We start from the raw sequence: 16,202 nt of genomic DNA, 5'->3' as shown, positions 1-16,202 counted from the left end.
GCTGGCGTTGGCGCGCCTGAATCTTCTCTGCCGGCTCCGCCGGATCTGTATCGCTTTGCCTTCCTTGTCTGTTTGAAATGCCGCTGTGCTGGCGCCCTCTGCGCGTCCGACATCGCGCAGCGCCCTGCGGGCAAGTCATCTGAAGGCTGTCATCAAGTCAGAATTCAAGAGGTTCGAAACGCCATGTTGCTGATGATCGACAACTACGACTCCTTTACCTACAACGTTGTGCAATACCTCGGCGAGCTCGGTGCCGAGGTCAAAGTGGTGCGCAACGACGAACTGACCATCGCCGAAATCGAAGCGCTGAATCCCGAGCGCATCGTGGTTTCCCCCGGGCCGTGCACGCCCACTGAAGCGGGCGTTTCCATCGACGCGATCAAGCACTTCGCCGGCAAACTGCCGATCCTTGGCGTCTGCCTAGGCCACCAGTCCATCGGCCAGGCCTTCGGCGGTGATGTGGTGCGTGCCCGCCAGGTCATGCACGGTAAGACTAGCCCGGTATTCCACGAGGACAAGGGCGTGTTTGCCGGCCTCAATCACCCGCTGACCGTTACCCGCTATCACTCGCTGATCGTCAAGCACGAGAGCCTGCCCGATTGCCTGGAGCTGACCGCGTGGACCCAGCACGACGACGGCTCGGTCGACGAGATCATGGGCCTGCGTCACAAGACCCTGAACATCGAGGGTGTACAGTTCCACCCCGAGTCGATCCTCACCGAGCAGGGTCATGAACTGTTTGCCAATTTCCTCAAACAAACCGGCGGCACGCGCTAAGGACTTCCCATGAATATCAAGACAGCCCTGAGCCGTATCGTCGATCACCTCGACCTCAGCACCGATGAAATGCGCGATGTGATGCGCGAAATCATGACCGGCCAGTGCAGCGAAGCGCAGATCGGCGCGTTCATGATGGCCATGCGCATGAAGAGCGAGAGCATCGACGAAATTGTCGGCGCCGTGTCGGTGATGCGTGAGCTGGCCGATCAGGTCGAGCTGAAAACCCTCGACGGCGTGGTCGATGTGGTCGGCACCGGCGGTGACGGTGCGAACATCTTCAACGTCTCGACCGCCTCTTCCTTTGTTGTCGCCGCAGCCGGTTGCACCGTGGCCAAGCACGGCAACCGCGCAGTCTCCGGCAAGAGCGGCAGCGCCGACCTGCTGGAAGCGGCCGGCATCTACCTGAACCTGACTCCAGTGCAAGTTGCGCGCTGCATCGACAACGTCGGCATCGGTTTCATGTTCGCCCAGACCCATCACAAAGCGATGAAGTACGCCGCCGGCCCGCGCCGCGAACTCGGCCTGCGCACGCTGTTCAACATGCTCGGCCCGCTTACGAATCCGGCCGGTGTGAAACATCAGGTAGTTGGCGTATTCACCCAAGCGCTGTGCCGGCCATTGGCCGAAGTCTTGCAGCGCCTCGGCAGCAAACACGTGCTGGTGGTGCATTCGAAGGACGGTCTGGATGAATTCAGCCTCGCCGCGCCGACCTTCGTCGCCGAACTTAAGAACAACGAAATCACTGAATATTGGGTCGAACCGGAAGACCTCGGCATGAAGAGCCAGAGCCTGCACGGCCTGTCGGTCGAAGGCCCGGAAGCGTCGCTGGCGCTGATCCGCGATGCCCTCGGCAAGCGAAAAACCGAAAACGGCCAGAAAGCGGCCGAGATGATTGTGCTCAATGCCGGTGCGGCGCTGTACGCCGCCGACCTGGCAAGCAGTCTGAAACAAGGTGTGGAGCTGGCGCATGACGCGCTGCACACCGGCCTCGCTCGGGAAAAACTCGAGGAGCTGGGTGCCTTTACCGCGGTATTCAAAGTGGAGAATGAGGGATGAGTGTACCGACGGTTCTGGAAAACATTCTGGCGCGCAAGGTTGAGGAAGTCGCCGAGCGCCGCGCTCGGGTCAGCCTGAGCGAGCTGGAAGGTCTGGCCAAGGCGGCCGATGCACCCCGTGGTTTCGCCCAGGCATTGCTGGCGCAAGCGAAGAAGAAACAACCGGCCGTGATTGCCGAAATCAAGAAGGCTTCGCCAAGCAAAGGCGTGATCCGCGAAGACTTCGTACCGGCGGACATCGCCAAGAGCTACGAGAAGGGCGGGGCGACCTGTCTGTCGGTGCTGACCGATATCGACTACTTCCAGGGCGCCGATGCGTACCTGCAACAGGCGCGCGCTGCGTGCAAGCTGCCGGTGATCCGCAAGGACTTCATGATCGATCCGTACCAGATCGTTGAAGCCCGCGCGCTTGGCGCCGATTGCGTGTTGTTGATCGTTTCCGCACTCGATGACGTGAAAATGGCCGAGCTGGCCGCCGTAGCCAAAGGCGTCGGTCTCGACGTATTGGTGGAAGTGCACGACGGTGACGAACTGGAGCGCGCGTTGAAATCCCTCGACACGCCGTTGGTCGGGGTCAACAACCGCAACCTGCATACTTTTGATGTCAGCCTGGAAACCACCCTCGACCTGTTGCCGCGCATCCCGCGCGATCGCCTGGTGATCACCGAAAGCGGCATCCTCAATCGGGCCGACGTCGAGCTGATGGAAATCAGCGACGTGTACTCGTTCCTGGTCGGCGAAGCGTTCATGCGTGCGGAAAATCCCGGCATTGAATTGCAGCGCTTGTTCTTCCCGGAGCGCGGCGGTCCAGTAGTAAGCGGTTCGACCCTCGACTGACCGAGTCGACCTCATTCGCGAGCAGGCTCGCTCCCACAGGTAAATGCATTCCAGTGTGGGAGCGAGCCTGCTCGCGAAGAGGCCCTGAATTCCGCTAAAGAGATTCAATCTGCCGGAGCCCCCATGTCGCTGCCAACTCCCTTGACCATCGAATCCGGCCTGCAAGCCGAACAGGACTTGTTGGCCTCGGTCTGCGCCGGCGACGCCGAATTCGGCCTGCTGTTCTGGCAACCCACCGACCGCGCGCTGGTCATGCCGCGCCGCCTCAACCGTCTCCCGCAATTCGACCACGCCTGCGCAGTCTCCGCTGCCGCCGGCTGGCCGGTGCTGCTGCGAGAAACCGGCGGCGAGCCGGTGCCGCAATCTGCTGCAACCATCAACATTGCTCTGGTCTATGCGCCGCCTCGCAGCGAGGGCGACTTGAACCGCATTGAAACCGGCTACCGCCGCCTGTGCGATCCGATCTGTCAGTTGCTGGATGAATTGGGTGGCACATCGTCTGTGGGGGAAATCGACGGTGCATTCTGCGATGGCCGCTTCAACGTCAATCTCGATGGTCGCAAGATGGTCGGCACCGCCCAGCGCTGGCGGCAGAGTCAGGGCGGACAACGTCCGGTGGGTCTGGTGCACGGGGCGATGCTGATGGATGACGAACGCGAGTCAATGGTCGCTGCGGTCAATCGCTTCAATGAAGCCTGCGGCCTGGAGCAGCGGGTGAGGGCGCAAAGCCACATCGCCTTGCATGAGAAATTCAACGCGCCACAAGCGTTGGCGCGTCTCGATGAGCTGTTTCGTTTGATGCTGGCGCAGATCTACAGCGCCTGATTGACAGGCTTAGCGTGTGCCGAAAACCACCATGGTCTTGCCCTTTACATCGACCAGATTGCGTTCTTCCAGATCCTTGAGCACGCGGCCGACCATCTCTCGCGAACAACCGACAATCCGGCCGATCTCCTGACGGGTGACTTTGATCTGCATGCCATCCGGGTGCGTCATGGCGTCCGGCTGTTTGCACAGTTCCAGCAGGCACCGAGCGACTCGACCGGTGACGTCGAAAAACGCCAGGTCGCCGACTTTGCGCGTGGTGTTGCGCAGGCGTTGTGCGATTTGTCCGCTGAGCGCGTAGAGAATGTCTGGGTCCTGCTGCGACAGTTCGCGGAACTTGGCGTAACTGATTTCCGCGGTTTCGCATTCGACCTTGGCCCGCACCCAGGCGCTGCGCTCCTGTTCGTGGCCCGCTTGTTCGAACAGACCCAGTTCGCCGAAAAAATCCCCGGCGTTCAGATAGGCGATGATCATCTCGCGACCATCGTCGTCTTCGATGAGGATGGTGACCGAGCCCTTGATGATGAAGTACAGCGTGTCCGAGCGATCGCCGGCGCAGATGATATTGCTCTTGGCCGCATGACGACGGCGCTGGCAATGCATCAGTAGTTTGTCGATGTTCTTGATTTTGGGTGTGGGGGTAATAGCAACCATGGTTGTATCCCGAAAAGACTGCACGGTGATGTTTGAGTTTTTATGAGGCGCTGAAGGCGGTCGCTACAGGGCTGACGAATTGGCGCCAGCGAATTGGCGCCAGCTTACCAGACACTTCGTCGAAAATTCGAGAAATTACCTACAGCCAGAAAGCATCCGTCCTAGGACGTCGTTCCTGTCGGGGCAAAGCGCTGTGCTAAGCTGGCGACCCTTTTTTTACAGTGGAGTCTGGGCGATGAAGGCACGCATCCAATGGGCTGGCGAAGCCATGTTCCTCGGCGAATCCGGTAGCGGTCATGTCGTGGTGATGGACGGCCCGCCGGACGCCGGCGGCCGTAACCTCGGGGTTCGCCCGATGGAAATGCTTTTGCTGGGCGTCGGCGGCTGCAGCAACTTCGACGTGGTCAGCATCCTGAAGAAGTCGCGACAGGCCGTGGAAAGCTGCGAAGCCTTCCTCGACGCCGAGCGTGCGACTGAAGATCCCAAGGTTTTCACCAGGATCCACATGCATTTCGTGGTCAAGGGCCGGGGCCTGAAGGAAGCCCAGGTCAAGCGCGCCATCGAGCTGTCAGCCGAGAAGTATTGCTCGGCGTCGATCATGCTCGGCGCGGCTGGCGTGGCGATTACCCACGACTATGAAATCGTTGAACTCGGCTGAACCGACATTCAACTATCATAAAAGCAGTGCAGACTCTGGCGATCCCCCGCTGACGTCTGCATAATGCGCCACTTTTTTCAGGGCAGTGATCGGTCAGCCGACAGCTCATCCGCCTGAACAGATAACCAAAATCGCCATCGCGAAGAGGTGTTAACCGTCCTACGCAGGTGCGTCGTTCGCACTTGACGGGCATGCTTGATCACGCGGCCGCGCCGCATACATAGAGAGTTTTTAACGGTGAAAAGCAAACTCAAGCTCCACGGGTTCAATAACCTGACAAAGACCTTGAGCTTCAACATCTATGACATCTGCTACGCGGAAACCCCGCAAGACCAGCAGGCTTACGTCGAGTACATCAATCAAGAGTACAACGCGAAACGCCTGACGCAGATTCTCACAGAAGTTGTCGAGATCATTGGTGCCAACATCCTGAACATCGCCAGTCAGGACTATGAACCCCAGGGCGCCAGCGTCACGATTCTGATTTCGGAAGAGCCGGTGACCCCGACTGACAGCCAGATCGAAGAATCGCCGGGCCCGTTGCCCGAAATCATTCTGGCCCACCTCGACAAGAGCCACATCACGGTGCACACCTATCCGGAAATCCATCCGGACGACGGTATTGCAACGTTCCGTGTGGATATCGACGTGTCGACCTGTGGTGTCATTTCACCGCTCAAAGCGCTCAACTTCCTCATTCACCAGTTCGATTCGGACATCGTGACCGTGGATTATCGTGTGCGTGGCTTCACCCGTGACGTTGAAGGCAACAAGCACTTCATCGACCACGAGATCAACTCGATCCAGAACTACCTGTCCGAAGACACCCGCGACGCGTACCAGATGACCGACGTGAACGTGTATCAGGAAAACCTGTTCCACACCAAAATGCTGCTGAAGAACTTCGAACTGGACAACTACCTGTTCGGCGACGCCACCAGCAACCTCTCGCCTGAGCAACGTGCCCAGGTGACCGACCGTGTGAAACACGAAATGCTGGAAATCTTCTACGCGCGCAACATGCCGACCTAAGATTGCCGGACAAAAAAAGGCGACCTCGTGGTCGCCTTTTTCATGCCTCACACAAACCCCCTGTGGGAGCGAGCCTGCTCGCGAATAGGTCATCAGCATCGACCCAGATCTCAGATCCGATAAGTACTCTTGGTCATCACCTTCGCCAACAAACTCATGCCGAACTTCACCGGCGCCGGAAAACGAAACCCGCCCGCATCCAGCGCACTTTCCGCGTGATGTTCTTCGTCGATGCGCATCTGCTCAAGAATCGCCCGGGATTTCTCGTCCTCGGCCGGCAATTGCTCCAGATGCTCATTCAGGTGTTTGCACACCTGATGCTCGGTTGCTGCTACGAAACCCAGACTGACCTTGTCGCTGATCAGGCCGGCGACCGCGCCGATGCCGAAGGACATACCATAAAAGAGTGGATTCAACACGCTGGTGTGGCTGCCCAGTTGATGGATACGTTGCTCGCACCAGACCAGATGATCGATTTCTTCTTCAGCTGCGTGCTCCATGGCCTCGCGCACCTGCGGCAACCTGGCGGTCAGCGCCTGACCCTGATACAGCGCCTGAGCACAGACTTCGCCGGTATGGTTGATGCGCATCAGACCGGCGACGTGGCGGGTGTCTTCATCGCTCATTTGCGTATCCGGCTGCAGAATCGCTGGCGATGGACGGTACGGCTGGCCACTGAAGGGCAACAGCGTGCGCATCGCGGCATCGGCCTGCAGCAGCAGGCGGTCTATGGGCGAGTAGTGACGTTGGGTAGTCATGCTGACCTCCGGGAAGAATCTCGGCGGCCAGTTTAACCGAATCGGCCGGCGAGGGTTTGCGCTGGGTCACTTGCGGGGCGGTCAGGCTTTTTTGTGGGAGCGAGCCTGCTCGCGAAAGCGGATTATCGGATACTGAACTGTTGAATGTATCGACGCCTTCGCGAGCAGGCTCGCTCCCACGGTCGGATGCCGCCAATCAGCCCGGCGGCCAGTTCATCTGGCGCTGACCCAGCACGTGCATATGAATGTGATAGACAGTCTGCCCGCCAAGTTCATTGCAGTTCATCACCACGCGAAAGCCTTCTTCGCAACCCAGCTCCAGCGCCAGACGCTGTGCGGTGATCAGGATGTGCCCGGCCAGCGCCTTGTCGTCTTCGGTCAGGTCATTGAGCGTGCGCACCGGTTTCTTCGGGATTACCAGAAAGTGCACCGGAGCCTGTGGGGCGATGTCGTGGAAGGCCAGAACCTGGTCGTCCTCGTAAATGATCTTTGCCGGGATTTCCCGGTTGATGATCTTGGTGAACAGAGTATCCACTGCTGTTTCTCCGTTGAGTTGGGCTGAATCGAGTGTACCGCTTTGAAGTCGTCTTCCTAGCGGGGGCAGTAAGCTTTGTTGACCATGCCGACAATCGTCCGGTTAAGCCAGCGCGAACCCAGTCGCGGCAGGAACGCCAGCCAGCGGTTGCGTCGTCCCGGAATGATGATCGCGCGGTTTTTATCCAGCGCTCGCACGGCGTGCAGCGCCACTTCCTCCGGGCTCATCAGCGAATGGTTGCTTTCGATCTTTTCGCTGCTCATCTGTGCGGTACGGAAGAACGGTGTGCGTGTCGGGCCAGGGCACAGCACCGAGACTTTCACGCCGCTCTGTTTGAGTTCAACGCGCAAGGCTTCGGAAAAATGCAGCACATAGGCTTTGCTGGCGTAATAGGTGCTCATCCACGGGCCGGGGCTGTAAGCGGCCACCGAGGCGACATTCAGAATCTGCCCGCCACCCAGTAGCGCCATGCTGTTGCCCACCGCATGACACAGGCGGGTGAGGGCCAGTATGTTGACCTCGATGAGGTCCTGCTCGGTCATCCAGTCCTGCGCGAGAAACGGCCCGCACGTGCCGATGCCGGCGCAATTGACCAGCAAATCGATCTGCCGGTCGCCTTCTTCAAGCTCCAGCAAAAAGCCGGACAGACGCAACGGTTCACCGAGGTCGCAGGCGCGAAACAATACTTCGACATCGAAGCGCTGGGTCAGCTCGATGGCAATGCTTTCCAGCTGATCACGCTGTCGTGCCACCAGAATCAGGCTGCGGCCGCGCCTGGCCAGCGCTTCGGCCATGGCTAGGCCGATGCCGCTCGAGGCGCCAGTGATCAGAGCGTAACGGGTCATGCAGTTCTCCATCGCAACAGCTCCGCGCCGGCGACGCGGTTGTCACGGCGAGGAGCGCTGTTCATTCTTGCGCAGAGTCTACAGGGGCCTGCGCCGGTTCGGCTGCCTCGTCGGCGGAAATCGCTGGCGGTTCGACGACCTCGACCTCATCGGTGGTCACCGAACCACTGTCATAGCTGCTCTCCAGATTGCTTTCGTACTCCTCCTGCACAGCCGAGAACCCGCCGAGCAGACCGCCGGCAAAAATCAGCGCGAAGAACACAATCCACAATGAGCACAGCACTTTGACTGCTGTGCTGTTGGGCGGTGGCGGCGGGCCGTAGCGGTTGGCGCCGGTATTGCCGGGGACGACCATGATCACCAGTGGGAAGAAGCTGCCCACGAACGGCACCAGATTCAGCAACCACAGCCAGCCTGACCAGCCGATATCGTGCAGGCGCTGAACGCTGAACAGGATGCTGACGATCATGAAGCCGATGAACAGGAAGACCGCCAGAATGCCGCCGAGGATCAGGCCGGTGGTCGAGTCGCCGCTGACCAGGCCCAGTGCAATCAAGGCGAATACGCCGACGATGGGCAGGGTCACCAGACTCAAGACCATGGTCCACGCCAGAAAGCGCAGACGGCCGATCCGGCCTTCGACGCTGAACGGCTTGAGCGTGGCAAATGCTGGCAGGCTCTCGCCGACGTTCGCCCGCGGAGGGGCATAGGGTGAGTCCGGTTCGGCCACCGCTGCGGGGTTTTCGTGGACGTCCGCCAGATTCAGCTCGATGGCGGTTTCCGCTTCGATCCGCGCATCGATCCCGGTTTTGCTCAGCGCTTGCAGGTACGTCTGGGCATCGCTGTGGGACAAGTCACGCTTGAGTGCGACGGCGCGGCCACTGAACAGACGCTCGATGGCAGCCACATCGCTTTTGAACAGATCCGCCAGATTCAGTTTGGCGGTGGTGAGGTCGACGCCGGGCTGCAGCGCGCCGTCGAAGACGATCTTGTAACGGGGGTCGCTCATGGCCGAGGCATCCTTGTCGCGATTCGTTTGGCAGCCAGTCTCATCGGGACTGGCCAGATATATTGTTCAGCGCGGCCAGCGTTGTGGCAGCTGTGCAGCGCGCGTTTGGGCTTGACGATATTCCGCGTCCAGCCGCGCAATCAACTGGTCCACGCCTGGCAGATCGTCAATCTGGCCAACACCCTGGCCCGCCGACCACACGGTCTTCCAGGCTTTGGCCTCGTCGTTGATCGGCTTGAGTTTGTCGCCGAAGTTCACTTCGCCCTTGCCTTGCAGTGCAGCCATGTCGAAACCGGCCGCCTCCAGACTCTGACGCATGAAACTGGCCGGCACTCCCGACACCGCTGGAGTATGAATGATGTCCGCAGCCTTGGCTGTCAGCAGCATGTCTTTGTAGGCGTCAGGCGCATGACTTTCGGTGGTGCCGATAAATCGCGTACCGAAGTAGGCCAAATCCGCACCGAGCAACTGTGCAGCGAGAATCTCATGGCCGTGGTTCAAACATCCTGCAAGCAACAGCGTTTTATTGAAGAACTGACGAATCTCGGCGATCAGCGCAAACGGACTCCAGGTGCCGGCATGCCCGCCAGCGCCGGCCGCGACAGCAATCAGGCCGTCGACACCGGCTTCGGCGGCTTTCTCGGCATGGCGCCGCGTGGTCACGTCGTGGAATACCAGACCGCCATAGCTGTGCACAGCATCGACCAGTTCCTTCACCGCGCCGAGGCTGGTGATAACGATCGGCACCTTGTGCTCGACGCAGATGTCCAGATCTGCCTGCAGGCGCGGGTTGCTGTGGTGGACAATCAGGTTCACTGCGTAAGGGGCCGGATTATCCAGCGTCGCCAGGCCCGCCTCGATCTGTTCCAGCCAGGCTTTGAATCCGCTGCTCTCACGCTGGTTCAGCGCCGGAAAGCTGCCAACCACGCCATTGCGGCAGCAGGCGAGTACCAGCTCCGGATTGGAAATCAGAAACATCGGCGCCGCCACGACGGGCAGACGCAGGCGTTGTTCGAGCAGAGCGGGCAGCGACATTGAGAACACCCCGAAGATCTGTATTGATTGAAGTTAGAACGGCTTGACCACGACCAGAATTACGATAGCCAGCAATATCAGAACCGGCACTTCATTGAACCAGCGATAAAAGACATGGCTGCGGGTGTTTTCGCCACGGGCAAAGCGTTTTACCTGCGCGCCGCACATGTGGTGGTAGCCGATCAGCAATACGACCAGAGTCAGTTTTGCGTGAATCCAGCCGCCCTGGCTGAAGATTGACGGATTAAGGTAGATCAGCCAGCCACCGAAGATCAGCGTGGCGATCATCGCCGGGCCCATGATGCCGCGATACAGCTTGCGCTCCATGACGCTGAAGCGTTCTTTACTGATCGTGTCTGCGCTTTGCGCGTGGTAAACGAACAGGCGCGGCAAGTAGAACAGCCCGGCAAACCAGCAGACGACGCTGACAATGTGAAACGCTTTGAGCCATAGATAGAGCATTTTTGGTTATTCCCTCATTCACGGTAGCCAGATAGTAGAGGCTTGAGCGTCCGCACGTCACCTTGGCGGTTGTCGCAGGCGCGCGCGGCCCCTATTATCGACGGCTTTCCAGTGGTTCGTTGAGGGCAGGTTTATGGTCAAGGTCGGTATCGTCGGCGGCACGGGTTACACCGGTGTCGAACTGCTGCGTCTGTTGGCACAGCATCCGCAGGCAGAAGTGGTCGTCATCACTTCCCGATCCGAGGCCGGTCTGGCCGTGGCTGACATGTACCCGAACCTGCGCGGCCACTATGACGGCCTGGCGTTCAGCGTGCCGGACACCAAAACCCTCGGCGCTTGCGATGTGGTGTTCTTCGCCACGCCGCACGGTGTGGCTCACGCACTCGCAGGCGAACTGCTGGCAGCGGGGACCAAGGTCATTGATCTGTCGGCTGACTTCCGTCTGCAAGACGCTGATGAATGGGCCAAGTGGTACGGCCAGCCGCACGGCGCGCCAGAACTGCTGGACGAAGCTGTTTATGGACTGCCGGAAGTCAATCGCGAGCAGATCAGGAATGCGCGCCTGATCGCTGTGCCGGGTTGCTATCCAACCGCCACGCAGTTGGGTTTCCTGCCCTTGCTTGAAGCGGGTCTGGCCGACGCTTCGCGCCTGATCGCCGACTGCAAATCCGGCGTCAGCGGCGCCGGGCGGGGCGCGGCGGTAGGTTCTTTGTACTCCGAGACGTCGGAAAGCATGAAGGCCTATGCGGTAAAAGGTCATCGCCATTTGCCGGAAATTCGCCAGGGCCTGCGTCGGGCAGCGGGCAAAGATGTCGGCCTGACCTTCGTACCGCACCTGACGCCGATGATTCGCGGTATTCACTCCACGCTCTACGCGACCGTGGTCGATCGTTCGGTGGACCTGCAGGCGCTGTTTGAAAAGCGTTACGCCAACGAACCGTTCGTCGATGTAATGCCAGCCGGTAGCCACCCGGAAACTCGCAGCGTGCGCGGCGCCAACGTCTGCCGCATTGCTGTGCATCGTCCGCAGGATGGCGATCTTGTGGTGGTACTTTCGGTGATCGACAATCTGGTCAAGGGCGCCTCGGGCCAGGCGGTGCAGAACATGAACATCCTGTTCGGACTGGACGAGCGCTTCGGTCTGTCACACGCCGGCATGCTGCCTTAAAGTCAGCCACAACCTGTAAGCCGCAAGCTTGAAGCTCACCGCTTGAGGCTTGCAGCTGCCTTTCTAATAGTTGACCAATTTTCTAGGACAAGCGGATAATGCGCGTCATCACGCATTATGGCGGCGTAACGCCGGGAGATAGTCAGCATGAGCGTCGAATCCTTCACCCCCACGGCTTTGCAATTCACTCAAGGTGCTGCGCACAAGGTGAAGAGCCTGGTCGATGAAGAGGGGAATGATCGCTTGAAGCTGCGCGTATTCGTTACGGGCGGCGGTTGTTCAGGGTTTCAATACGGTTTCACCTTCGATGAAGACGTGGCCGATGACGACACCATCGTCGAGCGCGAAGGCGTGAGTCTGGTGGTCGATCCGATGAGCTTCCAGTACCTGGCCGGTGCCGAGGTGGATTATCAGGAAGGTCTGGAAGGTTCGCGCTTCGTGATCAAGAACCCGAATGCCACGACTACTTGTGGTTGCGGGTCTTCGTTCTCGATCTGATCGCACTTCACCGCACACAACAAAACGCCGCAGAGCCTTTCGGTTCTGCGGCGTTTTTGTGTCTGAAGCTTATGCCGGGTAGATAGCGCCGAGTACGCGCAGGCCGCGAGCACCAGTGACGCTTGGCCGGTTGGCGGCGATGCCTTCGAGGCAGCAATGAGCAAGCCAGGCGAAGGCCATCGCTTCCACCCAATCCGGATCAACGCCGTGAGACGCAGTACTGGCCACCCTGGTGTCTGGCAGCAGATCCGCCAGACGTTTCATCAGCGTGGCGTTGTGCGCGCCGCCGCCACAGACCAGCAGTTCCTGAGTGTCCGATTGAGCGCTTTGTAGCGACTCGACGATGGTCAGCGCCGTCAGTTCGAGTAGCGTGGCCTGAACGTCTTCGGCTGCGAAGCTCGGCAGGCGTGAAAGATGCTGTTCCAGCCAAGGCAGATTGAAGACTTCACGTCCCGTACTTTTCGGGCCTCTGGTGACGAAAAACGGGTCACTGAGCAGCGCTTTGAGCAGGGTTGGCTCAACCTTGCCGGTCGCGGCCCATTGACCGTTCCGGTCGTAGTTTTCGCCGCGTTGCCGGTGAATCCAGGCGTCCATCAGAACATTTCCCGGACCGCAGTCGAAACCGGCTACAGGTTTGTTCGGCTCAATCAGGCTGAGATTGCTGAATCCGCCTACATTCAAGACCGCCTCATTGCCGCTACGCTCTTCAAACAAAGCTTCGTGAAAGGCTGGCACCAGAGGCGCACCCTGGCCGCCGGCAGCGACATCGCGGCTGCGGAAATCACTGACGACGGTAATGCCGGTCAACTCAGTCAGCAGGGCTGGGTTACCGATCTGCACGGTGAAGCCGCGTGCCGGCTCATGGCGAATGGTCTGGCCGTGGCTGCCGATGGCGCGGATGGCATCGGATTTGAGCTGTTGTTGAGCGAGGAGGGCATGAATACCTGAGGCTGCGAGCTCGACCCAGTGGTGCTGGGCAATCGCCGAACGGGCGATCTCGTCGGGGCCGCTGGCGCACAGGCCAAGCAGCTCGGCGCGCAGGGAATCAGGCATTGGCAGGTAGTGGGTGGCGATCAGTTTGATCGCCGAGGTCTGCTCGATCAGGGCGATGTCCAGCCCGTCGAGACTGGTTCCGGACATCACACCGATATACAGGGCCATGGCTTAACGCTTGCTCGAAGCCAGCATGGTGGCCTTCTCTTGATCCATGCGCGCCATCAGTGGTTGGCTCTGCGCGAGGAAGCGCGCACGTTCGGACTTGGCGATCGGATCGGCCATCGGCAACTTCTGGCCCAGCGGATCGACGTGAACGCCGTTGACCTGGAATTCGTAATGCAAATGCGGACCGGTCGAGAGCCCTGTGGTGCCGATGTAGCCAATCACTTGACCCTGCTTGACGGTGCCGCCGGTTTTCACGCCTTTGGCGAAACCCTGCATGTGGCCGTACAGCGTGCGGTAGGTGTTGCCATGCTGAATGATCACGGTATTGCCGTAACCACCACGACGCCCGGCCAACAATACCTTGCCGTCACCGGCGGCCTTGATCGGCGTACCCCGTGGTGCTGCGTAGTCGACGCCTTTATGGGCGCGGATCTTGTTGAGAATCGGGTGCTTGCGGCCCATGGAGAACTTCGAGCTGATACGGGCGAAGTCAACCGGTGTGCGGATGAAGGCCTTGCGCATGCTATTGCCATCGGCGGTGTAATAGCTGCTGTTGCCTTGTTTGTTGGTGTAGCGCACGGCGGTGTAGGTCTTGCCGCGGTTGGTGAAGCGCGCGGACAGGATCGGGCCGGTGCCGACAGCCTTGCCGTTGATGACTTTCTGCTCGTAGATCACATCGAATTCGTCGCCCTGACGAATATCCTGCGCGAAATCGACGTCGTAGCCGAAGACGCTGGCCATATCCATCGTCAGGCTGTGAGAAAGCCCGGCGCGCGCAGCGGACTGCGACAGCGAACTGTTGATGACGCCGTGGACGTAGGCAGTGCGAACGGTTGGCTTGGCGGTGACCCGGTTGAACGAGTAACCCTTGTCGTTCCTGGTCAGGGTGATGGTTTCAACGTCGCTGACCTTGCTGTGCAGGCTGGTCAACTGGCCTTCCGGATTCAGTTCGAATTCGAGTTTCTGGCCGCGCTTGAGCTGGCTGAACTGTTTGGCCTGTTTGTCGCTTGCCAGTACTTCGTGCACAGAGGTTGCTGGCAGGCCGACCTTTTCAAACAGGGTAGACAGCGTATCGCCTTTGGAAACCACGACTTCACGGTGGCCAGGCTCTTTTGGTTTCTCGGCAGGCGCAACAGGCGCCGGCGCGGTTTCAGCGGTTTGCGCGGCGTTTTCGTCGCTGTTTTCGATTTGCGCGAACGGGGAAGCTGTCGGTTCGTTTGTGGCTTGAGCCGCGTCGACAGCGTCTTGATCTTGTGTCAGTTGTTCAGCGGGACTTTCCAGTTCAAGACTCAGAGTCGTCTTTTTGGCTTCGACATCGCTGGAGGGAAATACCAGCAGCGCCAGACTGAGAAGGGCGGCGATTCCACTTGCGGCGAGCAGGTGGGTCTTCGGGTAAAGCGGGGGCGCTTTAGACGGTTCTGTGGTCATAGGTAATTTTGACTTTGAAATAGATGAATTGGAAAAGATGAATGACATGATGAAGATGAAATAACTGTATAAAATATAACCAAATCATCTCTTAAGCAAGTCTACGGACCCAAGGTCCGTGGATTGGTGTCCGTGCGCCGGGCAAAACTTGTAATTGGTGCGCGTTCTTGTATGGTTGGTTCCCTTTGAATCTGAGCCTTGCGGGTCTGTTATGAAGTCGGTTGAAGAGCAGCTAGCGCTGATTAAACGTGGTGCGGAAGAACTATTGGTCGAGTCCGAGCTGGTCGAGAAGCTCAAACGCGGCCAACCGCTGCGTATCAAGGCTGGTTTCGATCCGACCGCTCCGGATCTGCATCTGGGTCATACCGTGCTTATTAATAAGCTGCGCCAGTTCCAGGAACTGGGGCATCAGGTGATCTTCCTTATAGGTGACTTCACCGGGATGATCGGTGACCCGAGCGGCAAGAGCGCTACGCGTCCACCGCTGACGCGTGAGCAGGTGCTGGAGAATGCCGAGACCTACAAGACTCAGGTTTTCAAGATTCTTGATCCGGCGAAAACCGAAGTTGCGTTCAACTCCACCTGGATGGACAAGATGGGTCCGGCGGATTTCATTCGTCTGACGTCGCAATACACCGTCGCCCGCATGCTCGAGCGCGATGACTTCGACAAGCGCTACACCACCAATCAGCCAATCGCTATTCACGAATTTCTCTATCCGCTGGTGCAGGGCTACGACTCGGTCGCACTGCGCGCGGATGTCGAACTGGGTGGTACCGATCAGAAATTCAATTTGCTGATGGGGCGTGAGCTGCAGCGTGGGTATGGCCAGGAGGCTCAGTGCATTCTGACCATGCCATTGCTGGAAGGTCTGGATGGCGTGAAGAAGATGTCCAAGTCGCTGGGCAACTACGTCGGTATCCAGGAAGCACCAGGTGTCATGTACAGCAAGCTGGTTTCTATTCCGGATGTGCTGATGTGGCGTTACTTCGAACTGCTCAGTTTCCGCTCGATGGACGAGATCAACGCATTCCGGGCTGATGTTGAAGCAGGCGCGAACCCGCGTGACATCAAGATCAAACTGGCTGAAGAGATCGTTGCGCGTTTCCATGGTGAAGAGGCGGCGGCAAATGCTCATCGTGGCGCTGGCAACCGCATGAAGGATGGCGAGCTTCCGGACGATTTGCCTGAGATCGAACTGGCTTCGGCTGAGGACATGCCGATCGCAGCTGTGCTTAATAAGGCTGGCTTGGTGAAGAACTCGGCTGCTGCGCGCGATCTGCTGGCGGCGGGCGGGGTGCGTGTTGATGGTGAGGTGGTTGATCGCTCCTTTATATATGTAGTGGGTGCGAATCATGTTTGCCAGGCTGGTAAGAAGGCTTTTGCGCGTATCACGCTGAAATCTGAATAAAGTTGGAATTAGGGGTTGACGGCAGATTCCAGAGGTCTATAATTCGCCCCG

18 protein-coding genes are annotated in these 16,202 nt (G+C 59.0%); 9 read left to right on the top strand and 9 right to left on the bottom strand.

Annotation, left to right across the window (positions count from 1 at the left end; translation table 11 throughout):
* Nucleotides 1-183 precede the first annotated feature (183 nt).
* The 4 genes from GXB78_RS11790 to GXB78_RS11775 all read left to right on the top strand — a co-directional run bounded on the left by GXB78_RS11790 (nt 184) and on the right by GXB78_RS11775 (nt 3,497).
* On the top strand, nt 184-777 hold the full coding sequence (locus GXB78_RS11790; RefSeq protein WP_042610431.1) for an aminodeoxychorismate/anthranilate synthase component II: 594 nt from the start codon (nt 184-186) through the stop codon (nt 775-777).
* A gap of 9 nt (nt 778-786) precedes the next feature.
* The gene (gene trpD / locus GXB78_RS11785; RefSeq protein ID WP_329515515.1) at nt 787-1,836 is read left to right on the top strand and encodes an anthranilate phosphoribosyltransferase; all 1,050 of its coding nucleotides are present in this window, start codon (nt 787-789) and stop codon (nt 1,834-1,836) included.
* Nucleotides 1,833-2,672 carry an indole-3-glycerol phosphate synthase TrpC gene (gene trpC / locus GXB78_RS11780; RefSeq protein WP_329515514.1) on the top strand — a complete coding sequence of 280 codons (840 nt, stop codon included), beginning with the start codon at nt 1,833-1,835 and terminating at the stop codon, nt 2,670-2,672. Before trpD ends, trpC begins: the two co-directional genes overlap by 4 nt.
* 123 nt (nt 2,673-2,795) lie before the next feature.
* On the top strand, nt 2,796-3,497 hold the full coding sequence (locus GXB78_RS11775; RefSeq protein WP_329515513.1) for a lipoate--protein ligase family protein: 702 nt from the start codon (nt 2,796-2,798) through the stop codon (nt 3,495-3,497).
* Between the two features lie 9 nt (nt 3,498-3,506).
* On the opposite strand, the gene crp is transcribed toward GXB78_RS11775, so the two are convergent.
* Nucleotides 3,507-4,151 (bottom strand): cAMP-activated global transcriptional regulator CRP, encoded by a 645-nt coding sequence (gene crp / locus GXB78_RS11770; RefSeq protein WP_042610435.1) that lies wholly within the window; start codon nt 4,149-4,151, stop codon nt 3,507-3,509.
* A gap of 235 nt (nt 4,152-4,386) precedes the next feature.
* Here crp and GXB78_RS11765 point away from each other — a divergent pair, with 235 nt between their 5' ends.
* Nucleotides 4,387-4,809: an OsmC family protein gene (locus GXB78_RS11765; protein ID WP_119427658.1), complete on the top strand. Its 423-nt coding sequence runs from the start codon at nt 4,387-4,389 to the stop codon at nt 4,807-4,809.
* A 237-nt stretch (nt 4,810-5,046) separates the two neighbouring features.
* Nucleotides 5,047-5,841: an adenosylmethionine decarboxylase gene (gene speD, locus GXB78_RS11760; RefSeq protein ID WP_024014530.1), complete on the top strand. Its 795-nt coding sequence runs from the start codon at nt 5,047-5,049 to the stop codon at nt 5,839-5,841.
* A gap of 110 nt (nt 5,842-5,951) precedes the next feature.
* Here speD and coq7 read toward each other — a convergent pair whose 3' ends face one another.
* The 6 genes from coq7 to hemJ all read right to left on the bottom strand — a co-directional run bounded on the left by coq7 (nt 5,952) and on the right by hemJ (nt 10,485).
* Complete coding sequence (gene coq7, locus GXB78_RS11755; RefSeq protein ID WP_329515512.1) at nt 5,952-6,599, bottom strand: 2-polyprenyl-3-methyl-6-methoxy-1,4-benzoquinone monooxygenase; 648 nt, start codon at nt 6,597-6,599, stop codon at nt 5,952-5,954.
* Nucleotides 6,600-6,795: 196 nt separating this feature from the next.
* Nucleotides 6,796-7,134: a histidine triad nucleotide-binding protein gene (locus tag GXB78_RS11750; protein ID WP_329515511.1), complete on the bottom strand. Its 339-nt coding sequence runs from the start codon at nt 7,132-7,134 to the stop codon at nt 6,796-6,798.
* A 56-nt stretch (nt 7,135-7,190) separates the two neighbouring features.
* Complete coding sequence (locus tag GXB78_RS11745) at nt 7,191-7,979, bottom strand: SDR family NAD(P)-dependent oxidoreductase (protein WP_329515510.1); 789 nt, start codon at nt 7,977-7,979, stop codon at nt 7,191-7,193.
* 61 nt (nt 7,980-8,040) lie between these two features.
* Nucleotides 8,041-8,988 carry a DUF805 domain-containing protein gene (locus tag GXB78_RS11740; RefSeq protein ID WP_329515509.1) on the bottom strand — a complete coding sequence of 316 codons (948 nt, stop codon included), beginning with the start codon at nt 8,986-8,988 and terminating at the stop codon, nt 8,041-8,043.
* 66 nt (nt 8,989-9,054) lie between these two features.
* Nucleotides 9,055-10,023, bottom strand: a complete 969-nt coding sequence (locus GXB78_RS11735; RefSeq protein ID WP_329515508.1) for an NAD(P)H-dependent flavin oxidoreductase — start codon at nt 10,021-10,023, stop codon at nt 9,055-9,057.
* A gap of 33 nt (nt 10,024-10,056) precedes the next feature.
* On the bottom strand, nt 10,057-10,485 hold the full coding sequence (gene hemJ, locus GXB78_RS11730; protein WP_329515507.1) for a protoporphyrinogen oxidase HemJ: 429 nt from the start codon (nt 10,483-10,485) through the stop codon (nt 10,057-10,059).
* 133 nt (nt 10,486-10,618) lie between these two features.
* Between hemJ and argC the strand changes: the two genes are divergently transcribed.
* Both argC and erpA read left to right on the top strand, forming a co-directional pair.
* Nucleotides 10,619-11,653 carry an N-acetyl-gamma-glutamyl-phosphate reductase gene (argC, locus tag GXB78_RS11725; protein ID WP_329515506.1) on the top strand — a complete coding sequence of 345 codons (1,035 nt, stop codon included), beginning with the start codon at nt 10,619-10,621 and terminating at the stop codon, nt 11,651-11,653.
* A gap of 147 nt (nt 11,654-11,800) precedes the next feature.
* Nucleotides 11,801-12,151 (top strand): iron-sulfur cluster insertion protein ErpA, encoded by a 351-nt coding sequence (gene erpA, locus GXB78_RS11720; protein WP_007918905.1) that lies wholly within the window; start codon nt 11,801-11,803, stop codon nt 12,149-12,151.
* Between the two features lie 69 nt (nt 12,152-12,220).
* Here erpA and GXB78_RS11715 read toward each other — a convergent pair whose 3' ends face one another.
* Both GXB78_RS11715 and GXB78_RS11710 read right to left on the bottom strand, forming a co-directional pair.
* Entirely contained in the window at nt 12,221-13,312 is a 1,092-nt protein-coding gene (locus tag GXB78_RS11715; protein ID WP_329515505.1) for an anhydro-N-acetylmuramic acid kinase, read from the bottom strand.
* Nucleotides 13,313-13,315: 3 nt separating this feature from the next.
* The gene (locus GXB78_RS11710) at nt 13,316-14,740 is read right to left on the bottom strand and encodes a peptidoglycan DD-metalloendopeptidase family protein (RefSeq protein ID WP_329515504.1); all 1,425 of its coding nucleotides are present in this window, start codon (nt 14,738-14,740) and stop codon (nt 13,316-13,318) included.
* Nucleotides 14,741-14,951: 211 nt separating this feature from the next.
* Between GXB78_RS11710 and tyrS the strand changes: the two genes are divergently transcribed.
* Nucleotides 14,952-16,151, top strand: a complete 1,200-nt coding sequence (tyrS, locus tag GXB78_RS11705) for a tyrosine--tRNA ligase (protein ID WP_329515740.1) — start codon at nt 14,952-14,954, stop codon at nt 16,149-16,151.
* The last annotated feature ends 51 nt before the right edge of the window (nt 16,152-16,202 follow it).

Origin of the sequence: Pseudomonas moraviensis subsp. stanleyae, assembly GCF_036283065.1 — a bacterium.
Taxonomy (GTDB): domain Bacteria; phylum Pseudomonadota; class Gammaproteobacteria; order Pseudomonadales; family Pseudomonadaceae; genus Aquipseudomonas; species Aquipseudomonas stanleyae.
Note: the sequence above shows the minus strand (reverse complement) of the source record. Positions and strands in the feature narration are given on the sequence as shown.